We start from the raw sequence: 18,094 nt of genomic DNA, 5'->3' as shown, positions 1-18,094 counted from the left end.
CAGACAGGGATTACCTACAGCGGTGGATACTCACTGCTGTAGGACAACACTTTATTTCTGCGACTAATTTTATTTCCCGCACAATTATATTACACCGCTAGCAGCATTTTTCCCTCGCCTGCCTTAGGATTAAGGAAGCTTTTTTCTTTCAGTGATCGATTAAGGAGTTTGTGATGAAATTGTTCTATAAACCCGGTGCCTGCTCTCTGTCTCCACATATTGTATTACGTGAAGCAGGGTTAGATTTTAGTATTGAGAGTGTCGATCTGGTGGCCAAAATAACTGAAACGGGTGAAGACTATTTAAGCATCAGTCCAAAAGGACAGGTACCCGCCTTGGTACTGGATGATGGCAGCCTGCTCACTGAGGGTGTTGCTATCGTGCAATATCTGGCAGATATGGTGCCAGACCGCCACCTGATTGCCCCATCAGGGACCCTTTCCCGCTATCATGCCATTGAGTGGCTAAACTTCATTGCGACTGAATTACATAAAGGTTTCAGCCCACTGTTTAACCCGAAAACACCAGATGACTATAAAACGATCGCACGTGAGCGGCTGAATAAACAATTCAGTTATGTAGACAGCGTATTAGCACAACACGATTATCTGTTAGGCAAAAAATTCAGCGTGGCTGACGCCTATTTATTTACTGTCACTCGTTGGGCGAGTGCGCTGAAACTTGATATTACCCAGCGCAGTAATTTGGATAAATATATGGGCCGTGTAGCAGAACGCCCAGCCGTTAAAGCCGCATTAGCCGCAGAAGACGTTAAGAAATAAGTCCTTTGATTAATTAGAGTGCCCCTCCATTAAGGGGCACTGTATAGCTGGGATTATAACTTGATGGCAGAGAATTTACTGACGGGATTAACAATTCCATCCTGAGCGGCGACAACCTGAAGTTCATACTCACCCATCTCCTGAGTTTTCAGCATCACTTCATATACAGCGGCAGTAACATGCTCCAGTGCCTTATCCAGTGCTTCACCTTTCAGCAAGTTCACCAGCAATAAACCACTGGTCAAATCACCCACACCGACCGGTTGGCGGGCACCAAAGTCCACCAGCGGACGGCTGATATGCCATGCCTCATCGGCCGTGACTAATAACATTTCAAAGCAGTCAGCATGATAACCGGCGCGGCTTAGGTGCTTAACTAACACAACTTTTGGCCCTTGGGCGCAGAGATCACGAGCAACCTTAACGGCCTGTTCGACACTTTCAACCCGCACACCACTAAGTTGCTCCAGTTCAAGCAGGTTCGGTGCAATGATATCGCTGGCAGGCAAGGCCTCTTTACAGAAGAACTCTGCCACCCCTGGCGCGACGATACAGCCCTTCTCTGGATGCCCCATGACCGGATCACAAAAATACCAGGCATTCGGATTGGCTTGTTTTACGCGTGCAACCGCAGCCAGAATATGATCGCCCTGCTCGGGTGAACCGATATAACCACTTAATACCGCATCACAATCTTTCAGCCGATCAATATCGGCAATGCCTTGTACTATCTCAGTCAAATGGCTGGCGGGCATCACACAACCAGTCCAGTGACCATATTGCGTATGGTTGGAAAACTGGACGGTATTCAGCGGCCAAACATTGACCCCCATTCGGCGCATAGGAAATTCAGCAGCACTATTACCCGCATGGCCAAAAACAACGTGAGACTGAATCGAAAGTATATTTTTCATTGGAACGGCCTAAAGTTAAGGGCACCCATGCCCACTTTGTAATACAGCGCTGACTGGAATAAAACATCAGCTAACAAAACATTAGCCAAAAAATAAGGGGCATTTCAGCCCCTTATCTTATTTCATTCTTATAGCCAGCTAATCAGGCAATAATGTTTTTTGCCACGACGCAATAAGGTATAGCGCCCAAACAGACGATCAGCATCGGTAAAGATGTATTCTGGGTCTGCCTGCTTTTCACCATTAATGGCGACAGCATTAGAACCAATCATAGTACGCGCCTGCCCACGAGAAGGGACCAACTCAGCATTAACCAATGCCTGTTGTAAATCAGCATCGCGGCTCAGTTCAATTGTCGGCATGCCATCTTGTGCTAACTGAGCGAAGTCGGCTTCGGTCAGCTCATTTAAATCACCGGAGAATAAGCTCGCGGTAATACGTTTGGCGGCAGCAAGGCCTTCTGCACCATGGACCATACCGGTGATATTTTCGGCCAGAACATACTGCGCACGTGGCGCTTTGCCGCTGTTTTTATCTTCTTCTTCCAGCGCGTTAATTTCTTCCATACTCATGAAAGTAAAGAACTTCAGGAAACGATAAACATCGGCATCTGCGGTGTTAATCCAGAACTGGTAGAATTTGTAAGGACTGGTCTTCTTCGGATCAAGCCATACCGCACCACCTTCGGTTTTACCAAATTTAGTGCCGTCAGCTTTAGTAATTAATGGCACGGTCAGGCCATAAACTTGCTGCTGATGGAGGCGACGCGTCAAATCAATACCAGAGGTAATATTACCCCACTGATCAGAGCCGCCGATTTGCAGCGCCACACCGTGAGCTTTATTCAGGCAAGCGAAATCATAAGCTTGTAACAGGTTATAGGAAAACTCAGTAAACGAAATCCCACTGTCATCGCGATTCAGGCGTTGCTTAACCGCTTCCTTATTGATCATCTGATTAACAGAGAAGTGCTTGCCAATATCACGCAGGAAGGTCAGCACATTCATGCCACCAAACCAATCGTAGTTATTGGCCGCAATAGCACTGTTTTCACCGCAATCAAAATCCAGGAATGGCGAAACCTGACGGCGGATTTTCTCCACCCATTCGTTAACCGTATCTTCCGTATTCAGTTTGCGTTCGCTAGCCTTGAAACTTGGATCACCAATCATACCGGTAGCGCCACCGACCAGCGCCACGGGACGATGCCCAGCCAGTTGGAAACGCTTTAGGCACAACAACGGAACCAGATGACCCAAATGCAAGCTGTCTGCGGTAGGATCGAAACCGCAATACAGTGAAATTGGCCCTTGCGCCAGTCTCTCTGCTAACGCGTCTTCATCCGTAACCTGGGCAACGAGGCCCCGCTCTTGCAATTGTTTAATCAGGTTGCTGCTGGTCATCAACGACTCCATTGTTTTTCACAAAAAATTGTCTTTTACAAAAATTATCTTTTACCAGGAAAAGAGGATTTATACCCAAAAAACTTGGCGTTGCAGCCAGGCAGCAAGCAAATAAATCCCACTGGGCTTACTCAAATAAGAAATAAGCGATTAGAGTGACAAATTTGCTTGCCGTGGCCTCGCAGAGGCGAGACTCAGGGGTGGGCCGAGTAACGAACGTAAAAACCCCCTGCGGCTTCAAGTACGAAGGGTATAGAATAAAGCGCCCGTCACACGAGCGCTAGGCTTAACCACAATTATTTCATCGTTCTCAAGGGGCTAAACGGTCAATTTTCCATGCATCTGCTTGCCGTTGATAAATAAAACGGTCATGCAAGCGATGCTCACCGCCCTGCCAAAACTCCACAGAGTCAAACTTAACGCGGAACCCGCCCCAAAAACTGGGCAATGGCACGTCACCATGCTGGAATTTTTGCTTTAACTCGAGGAACTTACTTTCCAATACACCACGAGCAGAAATACGTGATGATTGTTGGGAAACCCAGGCACCAATCTGGCTATCTTTCGGGCGGGAACTGAAGTACTTCAGCACTTCAAGGGTTGAAAGCCGTTCTGCGGTACCGAGGAAGATGGCTTGCCGGTCTAACATATGCCAAGGGAACAACAGACTAATATGTGGATTTTCAGCCAGTTGCTGCGCTTTGCGGCTGCCCAAATTGGTATAGAACACCATACCCTGATCATCATAATGCTTCAGCAGCACGATGCGCTGATAAGGTTGACCATCGGCAGCTACCGTAGCCACACACATAGCTGTTGGATCAGGCAAACGCGCTTCACAGGCCTGTTTTAACCAACGTTCAAATAAGTCCAGTGGGTTTTCGGTTAAATCACTGCGACGCAAACCGCCGCGAATATATTCACGACGTAAATCTGCAACATCAAATTCATTCTTGTCAGTCATATAAGCTCTGTAACGCGCAGGAAAGCAGTGACTATTATTCTGCCCTTGCAGAGCAAGAATCACAATCACTCAGAGCAGACAACGGCCTGATTACTTGATCAAAACACAGTCATTGATAATGACTTTTCCATCACGCTCAACAAAAGCACTATTTCCTTTCGACCAGAAGCTATAGTGGCCGTTGCTATATTTAGTGCCGGAAGCTGCACGCACCTGAGGTAAGGTCAACTGTTCACCATCTAACACCAAATTGACTTTATCTTGGCGGTTGTCCTGAGCAACGGTCAGCCGGGTTGTGCCACACTGATAATGCAACGTTTCACTTTTAGGTTGAACCAGACTGCATCCTGCCAACATCAATACTGCTGTTACGCCAAATACTGAAGTTGCAACAAATAAGTGTTTCATTATGTCGTCCTCGTTGATGGAATAAGGCACCGTACCCTATGGCAGCTTAACACCCTCAGCGTGACGATACAGGATAGACTGCTCCTAAAATGGTTTCGCAACTGGCTCCGGTCACCGAGGGCAAATTACCCGATTTACCGGACAAGGTCCGAAATGCCAGCCAGGCGAACGCCAGAGCCTCCATATCGTCGCCACTCACACCAAAATTGTCAGTTACGCACACCTCCGTCCCCGGTAACAAGGTTGACATCCGTGACATCAGCAACGGGTTACGCGCCCCGCCGCCACACACCAACAGCCGCTCACAGCCTCCCGCCAACTGCACCTGTTCGGCGATTGATAGCGCGGTTAACTCTGCCAACGTTGCTTGAATATCTTCCGGTTTCAGCCCCGGCACCTTCGCCAATTGCTTATCCAACCACCCGGCATTGAAATATTCACGCCCGGTACTTTTTGGAGCAGGCTTGGCAAAATAGGGATCACTGAACATAAGCTCAAGCAGCGGTTGATTAACTTGCCCCGACAGTGCCCAGCACGCATCTTTATCATAGGGTAAGGCACGATTACGCCAGATCCAGGCATCCATCAACATATTGCCAGGCCCGGTATCAAACCCCCGCACCGGCAAATCGGGTAATAGCATAGATAAATTAGCAATACCGCCAATGTTCAGTATCATGCGCCGCTCGGTGGCATGGGCTAGTAACGCATGGTGGAAAGCGGGTACCAAAGGTGCACCTTGCCCGCCATAAGCCATATCACGGCGGCGGAAATCCCCAACAGTAGCAATGTTTGTCAACGCAGCAATACGATTATTATCACCTAATTGTATTGTAAACGCCGGTTCACCAAGCGGTTCATGCCACACCGTTTGCCCATGACAGCCAATGGCGGTAATGTCCTGTGCGCTAAGGCCTTCTTTTGCCAGTAAGCCCTGCACCGCTTGCGCAAACAAGATACCCAGTTGGGCATCAAGCTTACCCACTGCGGACAAGGTCGTAGACTGGCCCTGACACATGCCGAGGATATCTTTTTTCAGCTGTAGCGGCATTGGATGACTATAGCTGGCCTGCTGGGCCACCATACGCTCATCAATGGCAGCTAACACCACATCAATCCCATCCAGACTGGTTCCTGACATCACTCCAATAAAACGGCCTGATTTCATAGCAATGACCTTATTCCCTCATTCAGGGACAAAATAGCAATAAGACTTTCCACAAGCCAAGTCAGAATAATAAAATTAACACCCTGAAAAGATATACTTTTTAAAGTGTATACCGCTATAGGAGCCTGTCCTAAACGCTACTTTTTATTTGTAGGAAAGGTCACATAAAAGTCACTCTTACTGACATTTTCATTTATCGCAGTGATATTTCTTACTTTAAGAAAGTTAAACTGCCGTTTAATATTCGTTGAAGTATAAACCGCTAAGCTGCGTACCCATCGATGGTGGTCGAAAAATTAAGCAGAAAGTTAAAATAAGTAAGTAGTGAAATAAACATTTGGGTAAGCCATACTTTGTGCAAATATCGGCCCTGCGCAAATACTGGGCCATCAATGGACTGGATTTGGATATCCCTGGCATACTGAACCGTAATACGGTTGTGCATTTTTAATAGGAGTTTTTATGATCAAGCCACTAATCGCCGTTGCTATCGCTGCGGTTACTCTGACCGGTTGTGCCAATAATAGCACCCTGTCCGGTGATGTCTTCAGCGCATCCGAAGCCCGACAAGTACAAACTGTGACTTACGGTACCCTACTATCCGTACGCCCAGTCACTATTCAGGGTGGCGATGAAAACAATGTTATGGGTGCCATTGGCGGTGCAGTCTTGGGTGGTTTCCTTGGCAATACTGTTGGTGGTGGTACTGGTCGTAGCCTGGCAACTGCAGCAGGTGCTGTTGCGGGTGGTATGGCAGGGCAAGGTGTTCAGGGCGCAATGAACCGCACCGACGGCGTGCAACTTGAAGTCCGTAAAGATGACGGCACAACCATTCTGGTGGTGCAAAAACAAGGCCCAACTCGCTTTAGCGTCGGTCAGCGCGTGATGCTAGCGAGCAGTGGTAGCACCGTTACCGTTAGCCCACGCTAATAACTCTGCTATTACTGTCTTCAGGTAAAAGCCAGAGTTCGTAATGAACTCTGGCTTGTTTTACTAAAATATTTCTTTCTGCTGTGAATAGAGTCGTAAATCTTTATTATTACTTGCTTTGTAATTGGTTAATATTGCTCTCAAGCTTATTAATCAGACCAGATAGCAATTCAATCTCATCTGTTGAAATCCCCCCAAGAATTTCTTTACGGGTGGAACATATGACTCCATCAACCGTATCGATTATCGGTGAAGACTGCTCCGTCAGTTTTATCCTCTTCGCACGGCGATCATTTGCGCAGGTATGCCGTGTGATTAAACCTTTCTCCTCCAGTTGATCTAAGGTTCTAACCAATGATGGTTGTTCGATACCAATCGCTTTTGCCAGTTGAATTTGTGACTGTTCAGGCGGTAAACGATTAATGTTATGCAAGGTAACCCAATGCGTTTGAGTTAACTCCAGCGGCTTCAACCGATGGTCGATAAGCGCGCGCCAAGCGCGAACTAATCGTGCTAAATCAGATCCTAATGTCGATTCCAATTGCCCCTCCTTTTAATTAGCGTGCTAGCATAACTCCCAGAGTCCCGTCTATTTTGGGTAATTAACATTAAAAACACAAATGTATATATACCGTCGATGCTAGGGTAATAGCAATAAATACGGCGAATCCTTTAGAAAAAATGATGTTTTAGCTAAAAATACCTATTAAGGATTAACCTTATGTATGTATCAGTGTTACCCATAAACGCACCTCTTACAGACTTGGTTATAGGTGCCTCAATCTATTTCCCGCCGATGTTTAAGGCGGTTATGCTAGGTTTGGTGTTTTGGCTATTGATCCATCATGTCCTACGGAATTGGATCTACTCTGGTGACATCTGGCATCCAATATTAATGGATCTGTCAATTTTTGTCATTGCGGTCAGCGTTTCTTTATGGATATTAGCCAGTTGGTAAATTGATATGAATCATCAGTCTCTTAAATATTTCTCCTCTGTCATTGTCTTCGCTCTCGCACTTTGTGCGGGTTGGTGGATGTGGAACTACTACATGCAATCACCCTGGACTCGCGATGGTAAAGTCCGGGCTGAATTGGTCAGCATCACCCCGGAAGTGTCGGGCCGGCTGGTTAAAATAGTAGCTCATGATAACCAGTTGGTAAGCTCGGGTAGCTTATTATTTGTGATTGACCCACAACCCTACCAACTGGCACTGGATAACGCACAAGCCGCTTTAGTGAAGGCGCAAGCTGACCTGGCTAAAGCGAATCATGAAGCAGAACGTCGGCGAAATTTACCGAAAAATATCATTTCTGGTGAAGATCTCGACATTGCCAACTTAACCGCCGATAGCATGAAAGCGGCCTATCAGGGCGCAGTGGCGAATGTCGAACAAGCGAAATGGAATCTCAGCAAAACCCGTATTTATGCGCCGACCGATGGTTATATAACCAACTTGCAAACACGGGTGGGTAACTATGCTACCGCCGGCATACCATTAGTCGCGCTAATCGATACCAATTCATTCTATGTGATGGGCTATTTCGAAGAAACCAAGTTGAAACATATTAGAGAAGGTAATAAAGCCAAGATTGTTTTGTATAATGGCAACATTCCTTTACGCGGCGTAGTCGAAAGTATTGGTCGTGCTATTTATGACCAAAGTGTTGATAGCAGCGGTGACTTATTGGTAGATGTAAAACCTAATGTTCCTTGGGTACGGCTGGCCCAACGGGTTCCGGTAAGAATCAAACTGCTGGATGTCCCAGCCGATGTCACCCTTATTGCCGGCACCACCTGCACTATTTCACTGGTTGACTAAACGATGCGTATCTCCTTCCCCCTGTGGCACCAGACCCCATGGGGTAAAGCCAATACCGGTCAGTGGCGTTATGCATTGCGTAATTCATTGGCAATGTGCTTATCACTGTGGATTGCCTTTGCGCTGAATTTAGATGAGCCTTACTGGGCAATGACCTCCGCTGCGGTGGTGAGTTTCCCCACCGTCGGCGGGGTCATCAGCAAGAGTATTGGTCGCATCATCGGCAGCTTACTGGGGGCGGCCGCATCCGTGGTAATTGCCGGCCATTGCCTAAATGACCCCTGGCTGTTTACCTTTACCATTGCAGCCTGGATTGCCCTTTGTACTTTTGTCTCCAATCACTATCAAAATAATGTTTCTTATGCGTTTGCGTTAGCCGGTTATACCACCGCGATTATTGCCTTTTCTACGGTCAACACCGCTGGCACCCAGCAAATTTTTGATATCGCGCAAGCCCGAGTGTGTGAAGTAATTACCGGTATTCTTTGTGGTGGCCTGATGATGATGCTGATGCCGAGCACCTCCGACGGCGAAGCATTACTGACCTCACTGCGCCGCATGCAATCTCGCTTACTGGAACATGCCGAGTTATTGTGGCAAACCGATCATAACCCCCAGCTACGTGCCTCACATGAAGGGGTAATTGGCCAGATCCTGACCATGAATGTACTGCGGATCCAGGCCTTTTGGAGCCATTACCGCTTGCGGCGGCAAAATAACGTCTTGAATTTTATTTTGCATCGTCAATTACGTATAACCAGTGTAATTACCAGTTTACGACGCATGTTGCTTAACTGGCCAACGCCACCGGAGAACCTGACACCAGTTCTGTCACAGTTGCTACAAACACTACAGCGACCCGATTGCGATAAATATCAATTGGCCAAAATACTGCAACAAATCGCCCCGCATGATGAGTTCGACTATCGACACCGCGCCTTCTGGTTACGATTACAGCATTTTTGTTGGTTATATTTGCAAGTGAATCGTTGGCTGACACAGTTGGATAAAGAATCTGCCAGCGACCTGCCACAACCGCCACCAGTAACCGCGCTGGCTCGCCATACCGATACCTATGAGGCCGCCTATAATGGGCTGCGAACCTTCGTGTGTATTGTTATTGGTTGTGCATTTTGGATAAATACGCAGTGGAGTTCGGGCAGTGCTGCACTGGCATTGGCCGCGGTAAGTTGCGTGCTCTACTCCGCAACCCCGTCGCCAACCGACAGTATTGCTACACTATTGAAAGCCATTGTTCTGCTTTCTATCGGCTGTTTTATTCTTAAGTTTGGTGTGATGGTACAGATTGATGATTTCTGGCAATTTGCTGCCGTACTGTTCCCCATTTTAATCACCATGCAGATGATGAAACTACAGCATCCGGCCTATGCTTCATTGTGGGGACAATTGATTGTCTTTATGGGTTCTTTCCTAAGTGTAACCAACCCGCCGAGCTATGATTATCAAGAGTTCCTTAATGATAATATTGGTAAATTAGTCGGCGTAATGTTAGCTGGTGTTGCTTTTCAGCTATTGCGCCCCAGTTCTGATAAACGCAAAAGTCGACGTATCATTCGGATGCTCCGCCGCGATTTCATTGATCAAATCAGTAGCCATCCACAACAGAGCCAGAATCAATTCGAATCACTGATTTACCATCGAATTAACCAACTCAATCTCAGTAAAGATCAGTCAGCTCGCCTGTGGCTGCTGCGTTGGGGGATGGTATTGCTCAATTGTAGCCATGTGGTCTGGCAATTACGTGATTGGCAAACCACCTCTGCACCCTTGTCAGCAGTACGGGACGTTTGTATTCACTGCCTGAAGGGGTGTATGACCGAAAAAGGTGTGCAACCCAGTTCGTTACTCGCAACATTGCAGGAGTTACAACGAATGAGTGCTATTTTGGCTCAATACCCCGATGCCTCTGGGCGGGAACTGGCGGGGCTGATTTGGCGATTATATTGCTCACTGACACAACTGCAACTGGCCCCTCCTGCTGAGGAAAGCAAAACTGCGCCAGCCTGAGGCTTACTGGCGCAGAAAAGAAGCTTAAGGCACGTCATAACCCAGTGCAGCACGACGAATGCGGAACCACTGCTGGCGAGTCATCGTCAAGGAGAGTGATGCCCATGCGGCTTTAACCCGCTCTATCTTGCCAGAACCAATAATCGGCAGCGGCGCTGACGGCAAACGTAGCACCCAGGCATAAACCACTTGCTCAATGCTTGCTGCACCGATTTCGTCAGCTACCGCCTGTAACTCATCACGTAATGCCTGGTACTCCGGGTCGCTGAACAACCTACCACCACCAAGACAAGACCATGCCATGGGTTTGATACGCAGTTGCTGGCAAGCATCGAGCGTACCATCCACAATAGCAGGCTGATGTAGCGGGGAAATCTCTACCTGATTCGTTACCAGCGAGAATGGCAGGCGTGATTGCAGTAAATTGAATTGCGCAGGGGTAAAGTTTGACACACCGAAATGTTTTACTTTGCCGCTTTTGTGCAGTTGGGTGAAGGCTTCTGCCACCTCATCGGCATCCATCAACGGGTCCGGGCGGTGAATCAGCAGTAAATCAAGATAATCAGTGTGCAAATGGGCCAATGATTGCTCAGCACTTGCAATGATATGTGAACTATCCGTAATGTAGTGCCCCAACGCATGTTCCGGTTTAGCCGTGGTGGCAATGCCACATTTACTCACCAGCTCCAGTTGGTCACGCAAGGACGGTTTAAGCCGTAAGGCTTGGCCAAATGCTTGTTCACACTGATAACCGCCGTAAATATCAGCATGATCCGCCGTAGTAATACCCAACTCAATGTGTTGCTCGATAAAAACCAACAACTGCTCAGGCGTCATGCCCCATTCCATCAGCCGCCAATAACCGCAAATCATACGTGAAAATTCAGGTCCAAGCGGAGCCAGTTGGCTACGTGTATCCATTATTAGCTACCTCATCTGTTTATCTACCTATAAGCATACACAACCGGCGGTAAGGTTAAATCCTCCCTGAACCATCAATTAAAGGTCAAACGGGGGCTTAGCGGTAAAATAGCCAGAAATGGTAAAGTTTAAGACCGATTAAGCGCGAATTAGAATAAGGAAGGTTGTTCTGGTAACGGCTCATCGACTTGTTTGTTACCACGCTGCAAGCGCATTAGGCGTTGGCGGCATAAACGCAATACATCCCGTTTCTGCGGGTCACTCATTTTCATCCAATTAAAGCGCTCATCCCTGCTACGCAGACAGCCACGACAAAAGCCACGGTCATCTGATTGGCAGATGCCACGGCACGGACTGGGAATGTCGAAAAACTCAAGTTGCTGAGACACGCTGCCTCCTGCGGCTGATACCTTAATTGAAGACTGCTTCACCGCGGCTGGCAAGTCCAATTTGTTTACGGTTGTAAAAATCCGCTATCAGCGCCGAGGCGCGGCCCTTAACCGCTAAGGTTATCTTAAGTTTCATTCGATACCATTCAGGTAATTAGTGAACTGTAGGATTCCATTTTCACAATGAATGTTCGATATAAGTTACGGTGTAACAGCCTGAGTTTTATCCTGGCCAGTGCACTCTTTTTCACTCTGGGTCATAACGCACTGTTTATTGCGAAAGCCTGGTCGCTGATCCATTTTGACAGCAGTGACAGTTACTTCTTCGCCGCGACAATTCCGGTGGTGATATTTTGTGCACTGAACATCATATTTAGCCTGTTAGCTGTGCCCTTTCTGCATAAGCCAATCATTATTCTATTGCTGTTGGGCAGCGCGGCGGCAAACTATTTTATGTTTAGTTATGGTGCCGTCATTGACGCCAATATGATGCAAAATGCCTTTGAAACCAACTCACAAGAGGCGGCCGCTCTTTTCACTCCCCGTATGACCCTATGGCTACTGGTGGCAGGTATTATTCCTGCGACCCTGGTCTGCTTTGCCCGTATTCGGGTCAGCCGCCCATGGTGGTATATGTTGGGGCTGCGCGCAGCAAATATTTTGATATCAGCAGTGATTATTCTGTTGGTTGCTGCCCTGTTTTATAAAGATTATGCATCGTTGATTCGTAATAATAAAAACATCGTTAAAATGTTAACTCCATCCAACTTTGTCAGTGGCAGTTTTCAATTCACTAAACACAAATATTTCACCCGTAATCTGCCACTGGTAACACTCGGTGAAGATGCCCATAAAGGCCCATTGATTAGTGGGCAACAAAAGAAAACGCTGGTCATTCTCGTGGTCGGTGAAACTGCCCGTGCAGAGAATTTCTCCTTGGGCGGTTATGAGCGAGAAACCAACCCGAACCTGAAAAAACAAGATGTTACCTATTTCAGCAAAGCATCATCCTGCGGGACTGAAACTGCGGTGTCGGTACCTTGTATGTTCTCGAATATGGCGCGCAAAAATTATGATGCCACCCTCGCCAGTCATCAGGAGGGCTTAATGGATATTCTTGCCCACGCTGGCTTGAATGTCTTATGGCGCGAAAATGACGGGGGTTGTAAAGGTGCCTGCGATCGCATCCCACATCAGGATGTTACCCAATTGCAGCTCACCACCGATTGCGAGAACGGGGTCTGTTTAGATAACGCATTACTTTATAAATTAGATAATTATATTAATGGGCTACAAGGTGACGGTGTCATTGTCTTACACCAAATGGGCAGCCACGGGCCGGCTTATTATCGCCGTTCAACCCCAGAAATTCGCCAGTTTTCCCCTACCTGTGATAGCAACCAAATTCAGGATTGCACCCCACAGGAATTGGTAAACACCTACGATAACTCTATTCTTTATACCGATGCGATGTTGGGTAACACCATTAAGTTATTGCAACAACACAATAATAACTTTAACACTGCGCTGGTCTATCTCTCTGATCACGGTGAATCATTAGGCGAAAATGGCATGTATTTGCACGGTACCCCTTATATGTTCGCCCCAAGTCAGCAGACACATATACCATTTCTAATGTGGCTATCACCTGAATATACAAAAAACTATGGCATTGACCGTCAGTGCTTATCCTCCAGTGCACAACATGATGAAATATCACAAGATAATCTGTTTCATACCTTATTGGGCATGATGAATATTCAAACCACTGAATACCAATCAGAACTAGATTTACTACAGAAATGCCGAACTCAGGGCGAAAGAATTAGTCAAAAAAGTCCGTAAAGAGTTAATACCTGATAGTGAGCTTGATGCCAGTGTTTCCCTCCGCTGGCATTTTTTTCTTGACCTAGACCGATTGGTCTATTACGCTCTGCGACATGAACAAAATACAGCACACACACATAGACACCCGTGAACATCTGTTAGCAACCGGTGAGAGCCTTAGCCTGCGTCTTGGCTTTAATGGTATGGGTCTCAGCCTGTTACTGACCACGGCAGGCATACCGAAAGGCTCGTTTTATCACTATTTCCGTTCTAAGGAAGTTTTTGGTGAAGCGATGCTACAGCGTTATTTTGATCGTTACGACGCTGAAATGGAAAGCCTGCTCACCCATTCACAAGGTGATATGCGCCACCATTTGTTGCACTATTTTGCTCAAGCTATTGCTAACTATTGTGGCAGTGAATGCCACAATGCTTGTCTGGCAGTTAAACTATCAGCAGAGGTAAGTGACTTATCCGAACCTATGCGTCATGCATTGGATATCGGCACTGCCCGTGTGATTGGTCGGTTGCAAGATGCCATTGAAGCCGGTATTGCTGAGGGCTCGCTGCGCATTACGCTCTCACCGGCGGCAACCGCTGAAACACTGTATGCCTTGTGGCTCGGTGCTTCACTGCGGGCTAAAGTGAAACGATCGGTTGCTCCGCTGACCTGTGCGCTAGAAAGTATCGAACTGATTCTACAACCAACCCCATAATCCAATGATTCTGAAGCTAACACTTTTGTTTTTCAGAATTTACCCAGTTACTAGTTGACTGGTCTATTAATATAGGACGCACCATGAAGACTGCTAAACTGTTCTCCCCTTTGAAAGTTGGCGCGCTCACATTGCCAAACCGCGTATTTATGGCTCCGCTAACGCGCTTGCGCAGCATTGAGCCAGGTGATATTCCAACTCCTCTGATGGCTGAATATTACCGTCAACGGGCCAGCGCCGGTTTGATTATTACCGAAGCCACCCAGATTTCTTTCCAGGCGAAAGGCTATGCGGGTGCTCCAGGGTTACACACTCAGGAACAGTTAAACGCCTGGAAAAAAATCACGCAGGCGGTGCATGAAGACGGTGGACATATTGCTGTACAGTTATGGCATGTCGGCCGTATCTCGCACAACAGTTTGCAGCCAGGTCAGCAAGCGCCGGTAGCACCTTCAGCCATTGCCGCGGATACCCGCACCACCGTGCGCGATGAAACGGGAGCCTGGGTACGCGTTCCCTGCTCCACCCCACGCGCCCTGGAAACAGAAGAGATCCCTGGCATCATTAATGATTTCCGTCAGGCAACAGCGAATGCCCGTGAAGCTGGCTTTGACTATATTGAATTGCATGCAGCCCACGGCTACCTGCTGCATCAATTTATGTCTCCGGCATCCAATCAACGTACCGACCAATACGGCGGTAGTATTGAAAACCGTACCCGTCTGACATTGGAAGTGGTTGATGCGACAGTAGCCGAATGGGGCGCTGAACATATTGGTATTCGTATTTCACCATTGGGGCCATTCAACGGCTTGGATAATGGCGAGGATCAGGAAGAGGCTGCGTTGTACCTCATTGACGAGTTGAACAAACGTCATATTGCTTATCTGCACATGTCGGAACCCGACTGGGCGGGTGGTAAGCCTTACTCCGACGCATTCCGTGATGCCGTTCGCGCCAAATTCAAAGGTGTGATTGTGGGTGCCGGTGCATACACGGCTGAAAAAGCTGAAGAGCTCATTGATAAAGGGTTTATTGATGCCGTCGCCTTTGGCCGTAGCTATATTTCTAACCCGGATCTGGTAACCCGCCTGCAACAACAGGCTCCGTTGAATGAACCAGATGGTGATACCTTCTATGGCGGTGGCGCAAAAGGTTATACCGACTACCCAACTCTGTGATTAGTCCGTAAATTAAATCATTAAATAACAGCCAGTTAGATTAACCCTCTGACTGGCTGTTTTGTTTATGGCTACAGGTGAGATAACACAAAAAATGGCGCAATTGCCCCCACTACGGATGATGTAATACAACCCCCGCTATCGACTTAGGTATTTAGTGATTCATTTCGAATTCTTTGGAAACAAGATAAAGCCATTGATTTTGTAAAAAATGACGAGTAGAAACAGAGGAATACTTACAGGGAGGATAAAATGGACAGCACTATTATTTCTGTTTTAACCATCAGTGGAGTGATAGCTTTAGGGGCTATGTCTCCAGGGCCGAGTTTCATCCTTGTTGCGCGAACGGCAATGTCATCCTCACTTAAAAATGGTTTAGCCGTTGCTTTAGGCATGGGCACCGGGTGTGCATTCTTTGCCTTGGTCGCTCTGCTTGGTTTGCAATCTTTGCTACTCACCGTACCTTGGCTATATATGTCACTTAAAATCGGCGGCGGTTTTTATCTCATTTATTTAGCCTTTAAAATGTTTTTCGCGCCTAAAAAAGCAATAAAATTTGAACCCGAGGTTGGCGGACAAACAAGTCTGTCTCGTTCGTTTTATATCGGGCTTATTACACAAATTAGTAATCCCAATACAGCATTGGTTTTTGGCGGCATATTTGCCGCAATCCTTACTCAGAATATCGTGGGCTGGATGTATATTGTGTTACCTGTTCTGGCATTCTTGATTGACCTCATTTGGTACGCAATCGTCGCTTGTGTCCTGTCAGCCCCGGTACCAAGAAACTATTATATGCGTTTCAAAATATATTTTGACCGTATTGGTGGTTTGGTCATGGCGCTGCTAGGCATCAAACTGATATTTCAGAAGTGACGGTACTCAACTATAAATTAACAGATTGTTTTTTAATGATATTACTTAACATGCAGATGATTAACCATAAGAACGCATAGCGGGAGAGTCGATTAAATTGATCTTCACATGATGGCAAAAAACACGATAATACCCGCAATAGCCCTCAATACGCCTACTGTGATTAATCTACGTATCCATTTAGCACCCTAGGTTAAAGAATAAATTGCTTCAACCACGAAGAGTATTATCGAAAATAAAAAAGAAAATAGGCTTACCAATAAATTAAATAAAGCTTCTGCTATCGCTACAACTAAAGAGTCCATTTTCATAAGAATAGTATCCATAAAATTCCTACGACTAACCACGGGATAATACAGATATTTTACTGAATCAGAATAGTGTACTGACATAATGTCACAAAAAAAGTCAATTTACTCCCCCCTTTCCAGGGACAATCCCGCCATAATGATAACCAAATATCAGAAGAGTCATGGTAGAGAGCGGGATGATATTACTATATGATTATGAATCAGTTTTGATTTATAATGATTTTAAGACTTTAAACTGTTGATTATAAAGAGGTATTATGAAGCGCTTACTCCATACCATGATCCGCGTTGGTGACCTGCAACGCTCTATCGATTTTTACACCAAGGTATTAGGGATGCGTTTACTGCGTACCAGCGAAAACACGGAGTATAAATACTCGCTGGCTTTCGTCGGTTATAGCGATGAAAGTGAAGGTTCAGTGATTGAGCTGACCTATAACTGGGACGTGAACAGTTACGACATGGGGACTGCATTTGGTCACCTGGCGCTGGGCGTGGATGATGTTGCCGCTACCTGCGATCAAATTCGTCAGGCGGGTGGGAATGTGACCCGTGAAGCCGGCCCGGTAAAAGGCGGTAATACTATTATTGCTTTTGTCGAAGATCCCGACGGTTACAAAATCGAGTTAATCGAGAATAAGAGCGCCGGACACGGCCTTGGCAACTGATTAGCGCAAAGGCACCTAAGGTGCCTTTTTTCTCATCGCGATATCCCCCTGCATCCCGCGCTAAAATTTGACATAATGCGCGCTGAATTCGATGAAGATAAGAAACTGATGGCAGATAAAAGTGATCTTAACGCCCTAAGTGGCCGTTTTCGTGGGTATTACCCCGTTGTAATTGATGTGGAAACCGCCGGTTTTAATGCGCAAACCGATGCATTATTAGAAATTGCTGCCGTAACCTTGCAGATGAACAAGGATGGTTGGTTATTACCCGATGAAACGCTGCATTTCCATGTAGAACCATTTGAGGGTGCCAATCTGCAACCAGAAGCACTGGCATTTAATGGCATTGACCCAACCAACCCTTTGCGTGGTGCTGTGAGTGAATACGATGCTTTGCACGCCATCTTTAAAGCCGTGCGTAAAGGGCTGAAAGATCAAGGTTGTAACCGAGCTATTATCGTGGCACACAACGCCAATTTTGATCACAGCTTCGTGATGGCTGCTGCTGAACGCGCCAGTTTGAAACGTAACCCGTTCCACCCATTTGCAACCTTTGATACTGCGGCGCTCAGTGGGCTGGTGCTGGGGCAAACTGTGCTGGCGAAAGCCTGCCTGACGGCAGGTATTCCGTTTGATAGTAGTCAGGCGCACTCCGCATTGTATGACACCATGCAAACGGCAAAATTATTCTGTGAACTGGTCAACCGCTGGAAAAAACTGGGTGGCTGGCCTATACCGGCGGGGGAATCCGAATAGCGCAGTGTTCACGAAATAAGATTGTTCATG

19 protein-coding genes are annotated in these 18,094 nt (G+C 46.9%); 11 read left to right on the top strand and 8 right to left on the bottom strand.

Going from position 1 to position 18,094, the window contains the following annotated elements; all coding sequences use genetic code 11:
• Positions 1 to 173: 173 nt before the first annotated feature.
• Positions 174 to 782 (top strand): glutathione transferase GstA, encoded by a 609-nt coding sequence (locus tag A6J66_004995; GenBank protein ID PNM23608.1) that lies wholly within the window; start codon positions 174 to 176, stop codon positions 780 to 782.
• A gap of 53 nt (positions 783 to 835) precedes the next feature.
• Here the strand turns inward: A6J66_004995 and A6J66_004990 are convergent, their stop codons facing one another.
• The 5 genes from A6J66_004990 to A6J66_004970 all read right to left on the bottom strand — a co-directional run bounded on the left by A6J66_004990 (position 836) and on the right by A6J66_004970 (position 5,639).
• A complete protein-coding gene (locus tag A6J66_004990; GenBank protein PNM23607.1) occupies positions 836 to 1,696 on the bottom strand; it encodes a pyridoxal kinase PdxY in 861 nt (286 codons plus the stop codon).
• 128 nt (positions 1,697 to 1,824) lie between these two features.
• Entirely contained in the window at positions 1,825 to 3,099 is a 1,275-nt protein-coding gene (locus tag A6J66_004985) for a tyrosine--tRNA ligase (GenBank protein PNM23606.1), read from the bottom strand.
• Between the two features lie 310 nt (positions 3,100 to 3,409).
• On the bottom strand, positions 3,410 to 4,063 hold the full coding sequence (gene pdxH / locus A6J66_004980) for a pyridoxamine 5'-phosphate oxidase (GenBank protein ID PNM23605.1): 654 nt from the start codon (positions 4,061 to 4,063) through the stop codon (positions 3,410 to 3,412).
• Positions 4,064 to 4,153: 90 nt separating this feature from the next.
• Entirely contained in the window at positions 4,154 to 4,471 is a 318-nt protein-coding gene (locus A6J66_004975) for a lysozyme inhibitor (protein PNM23604.1), read from the bottom strand.
• 55 nt (positions 4,472 to 4,526) lie between these two features.
• A complete protein-coding gene (locus A6J66_004970; protein PNM23603.1) occupies positions 4,527 to 5,639 on the bottom strand; it encodes an anhydro-N-acetylmuramic acid kinase in 1,113 nt (370 codons plus the stop codon).
• 462 nt (positions 5,640 to 6,101) lie between these two features.
• Here A6J66_004970 and A6J66_004965 point away from each other — a divergent pair, with 462 nt between their 5' ends.
• On the top strand, positions 6,102 to 6,569 hold the full coding sequence (locus A6J66_004965) for a glycine zipper 2TM domain-containing protein (GenBank protein PNM23602.1): 468 nt from the start codon (positions 6,102 to 6,104) through the stop codon (positions 6,567 to 6,569).
• Between the two features lie 109 nt (positions 6,570 to 6,678).
• Here the strand turns inward: A6J66_004965 and A6J66_004960 are convergent, their stop codons facing one another.
• The gene (locus tag A6J66_004960) at positions 6,679 to 7,110 is read right to left on the bottom strand and encodes a transcriptional regulator SlyA (protein ID PNM23601.1); all 432 of its coding nucleotides are present in this window, start codon (positions 7,108 to 7,110) and stop codon (positions 6,679 to 6,681) included.
• Between the two features lie 180 nt (positions 7,111 to 7,290).
• Between A6J66_004960 and A6J66_004955 the strand changes: the two genes are divergently transcribed.
• The 3 genes from A6J66_004955 to A6J66_004945 are packed head-to-tail and all read left to right on the top strand — an operon-like array spanning position 7,291 to position 10,419.
• The gene (locus A6J66_004955; GenBank protein ID PNM23600.1) at positions 7,291 to 7,527 is read left to right on the top strand and encodes a DUF1656 domain-containing protein; all 237 of its coding nucleotides are present in this window, start codon (positions 7,291 to 7,293) and stop codon (positions 7,525 to 7,527) included.
• 6 nt (positions 7,528 to 7,533) lie between these two features.
• Positions 7,534 to 8,391 carry an HlyD family secretion protein gene (locus A6J66_004950; GenBank protein PNM23599.1) on the top strand — a complete coding sequence of 286 codons (858 nt, stop codon included), beginning with the start codon at positions 7,534 to 7,536 and terminating at the stop codon, positions 8,389 to 8,391.
• A gap of 3 nt (positions 8,392 to 8,394) precedes the next feature.
• Complete coding sequence (locus A6J66_004945) at positions 8,395 to 10,419, top strand: FUSC family protein (GenBank protein PNM23598.1); 2,025 nt, start codon at positions 8,395 to 8,397, stop codon at positions 10,417 to 10,419.
• A 24-nt stretch (positions 10,420 to 10,443) separates the two neighbouring features.
• Here the strand turns inward: A6J66_004945 and A6J66_004940 are convergent, their stop codons facing one another.
• Positions 10,444 to 11,340 (bottom strand): oxidoreductase, encoded by an 897-nt coding sequence (locus A6J66_004940; protein PNM23597.1) that lies wholly within the window; start codon positions 11,338 to 11,340, stop codon positions 10,444 to 10,446.
• 149 nt (positions 11,341 to 11,489) lie between these two features.
• Positions 11,490 to 11,729: a DUF1289 domain-containing protein gene (locus tag A6J66_004935; protein ID PNM23596.1), complete on the bottom strand. Its 240-nt coding sequence runs from the start codon at positions 11,727 to 11,729 to the stop codon at positions 11,490 to 11,492.
• Positions 11,730 to 11,912: 183 nt separating this feature from the next.
• On the opposite strand from A6J66_004935, the gene A6J66_004930 reads away from it, so the two are divergent.
• From A6J66_004930 to A6J66_004905, 6 genes are all read left to right on the top strand, one after another.
• A complete protein-coding gene (locus tag A6J66_004930) occupies positions 11,913 to 13,574 on the top strand; it encodes a phosphoethanolamine transferase EptA (GenBank protein ID PNM23595.1) in 1,662 nt (553 codons plus the stop codon).
• A 95-nt stretch (positions 13,575 to 13,669) separates the two neighbouring features.
• The gene (locus A6J66_004925) at positions 13,670 to 14,272 is read left to right on the top strand and encodes a TetR/AcrR family transcriptional regulator (GenBank protein ID PNM23594.1); all 603 of its coding nucleotides are present in this window, start codon (positions 13,670 to 13,672) and stop codon (positions 14,270 to 14,272) included.
• Positions 14,273 to 14,355: 83 nt separating this feature from the next.
• Complete coding sequence (locus A6J66_004920; protein ID PNM23593.1) at positions 14,356 to 15,453, top strand: alkene reductase; 1,098 nt, start codon at positions 14,356 to 14,358, stop codon at positions 15,451 to 15,453.
• 252 nt (positions 15,454 to 15,705) lie between these two features.
• On the top strand, positions 15,706 to 16,329 hold the full coding sequence (locus tag A6J66_004915; protein PNM23592.1) for a LysE family translocator: 624 nt from the start codon (positions 15,706 to 15,708) through the stop codon (positions 16,327 to 16,329).
• A 568-nt stretch (positions 16,330 to 16,897) separates the two neighbouring features.
• Entirely contained in the window at positions 16,898 to 17,308 is a 411-nt protein-coding gene (locus A6J66_004910) for a lactoylglutathione lyase (protein ID PNM23591.1), read from the top strand.
• A gap of 108 nt (positions 17,309 to 17,416) precedes the next feature.
• Positions 17,417 to 18,064 carry a ribonuclease T gene (locus tag A6J66_004905; GenBank protein PNM26897.1) on the top strand — a complete coding sequence of 216 codons (648 nt, stop codon included), beginning with the start codon at positions 17,417 to 17,419 and terminating at the stop codon, positions 18,062 to 18,064.
• Positions 18,065 to 18,094 lie beyond the last annotated feature (30 nt).

Origin of the sequence: Yersinia enterocolitica (genome assembly GCA_002082245.2) — a bacterium.
GTDB classification, from domain to species: Bacteria; Pseudomonadota; Gammaproteobacteria; order Enterobacterales; family Enterobacteriaceae; genus Yersinia; species Yersinia enterocolitica_E.
The sequence above is the reverse complement of the archived record's forward strand: the minus strand, read 5'-3'. Positions and strand labels throughout refer to the sequence as shown.

What these genes read in the sequence shown, in the direction of transcription:
- A6J66_004995 (PNM23608.1), top strand. Translation starts at nt 174, where the DNA reads ATGAAATTGTTCTATAAACCCGGTGCCTGCTCTCTGTCTCCACATATT.
- A6J66_004990 (PNM23607.1), bottom strand. Translation starts at nt 1,696, where the DNA reads ATGAAAAATATACTTTCGATTCAGTCTCACGTTGTTTTTGGCCATGCG.
- A6J66_004985 (PNM23606.1), bottom strand. Translation starts at nt 3,099, where the DNA reads ATGACCAGCAGCAACCTGATTAAACAATTGCAAGAGCGGGGCCTCGTT.
- pdxH (PNM23605.1), bottom strand. Translation starts at nt 4,063, where the DNA reads ATGACTGACAAGAATGAATTTGATGTTGCAGATTTACGTCGTGAATAT.
- A6J66_004975 (PNM23604.1), bottom strand. Translation starts at nt 4,471, where the DNA reads ATGAAACACTTATTTGTTGCAACTTCAGTATTTGGCGTAACAGCAGTA.
- A6J66_004970 (PNM23603.1), bottom strand. Translation starts at nt 5,639, where the DNA reads ATGAAATCAGGCCGTTTTATTGGAGTGATGTCAGGAACCAGTCTGGAT.
- A6J66_004965 (PNM23602.1), top strand. Translation starts at nt 6,102, where the DNA reads ATGATCAAGCCACTAATCGCCGTTGCTATCGCTGCGGTTACTCTGACC.
- A6J66_004955 (PNM23600.1), top strand. Translation starts at nt 7,291, where the DNA reads ATGTATGTATCAGTGTTACCCATAAACGCACCTCTTACAGACTTGGTT.
- A6J66_004950 (PNM23599.1), top strand. Translation starts at nt 7,534, where the DNA reads ATGAATCATCAGTCTCTTAAATATTTCTCCTCTGTCATTGTCTTCGCT.
- A6J66_004945 (PNM23598.1), top strand. Translation starts at nt 8,395, where the DNA reads ATGCGTATCTCCTTCCCCCTGTGGCACCAGACCCCATGGGGTAAAGCC.
- A6J66_004940 (PNM23597.1), bottom strand. Translation starts at nt 11,340, where the DNA reads ATGGATACACGTAGCCAACTGGCTCCGCTTGGACCTGAATTTTCACGT.
- A6J66_004930 (PNM23595.1), top strand. Translation starts at nt 11,913, where the DNA reads ATGAATGTTCGATATAAGTTACGGTGTAACAGCCTGAGTTTTATCCTG.
- A6J66_004925 (PNM23594.1), top strand. Translation starts at nt 13,670, where the DNA reads ATGAACAAAATACAGCACACACACATAGACACCCGTGAACATCTGTTA.
- A6J66_004920 (PNM23593.1), top strand. Translation starts at nt 14,356, where the DNA reads ATGAAGACTGCTAAACTGTTCTCCCCTTTGAAAGTTGGCGCGCTCACA.
- A6J66_004915 (PNM23592.1), top strand. Translation starts at nt 15,706, where the DNA reads ATGGACAGCACTATTATTTCTGTTTTAACCATCAGTGGAGTGATAGCT.
- A6J66_004910 (PNM23591.1), top strand. Translation starts at nt 16,898, where the DNA reads ATGAAGCGCTTACTCCATACCATGATCCGCGTTGGTGACCTGCAACGC.
- A6J66_004905 (PNM26897.1), top strand. Translation starts at nt 17,417, where the DNA reads ATGGCAGATAAAAGTGATCTTAACGCCCTAAGTGGCCGTTTTCGTGGG.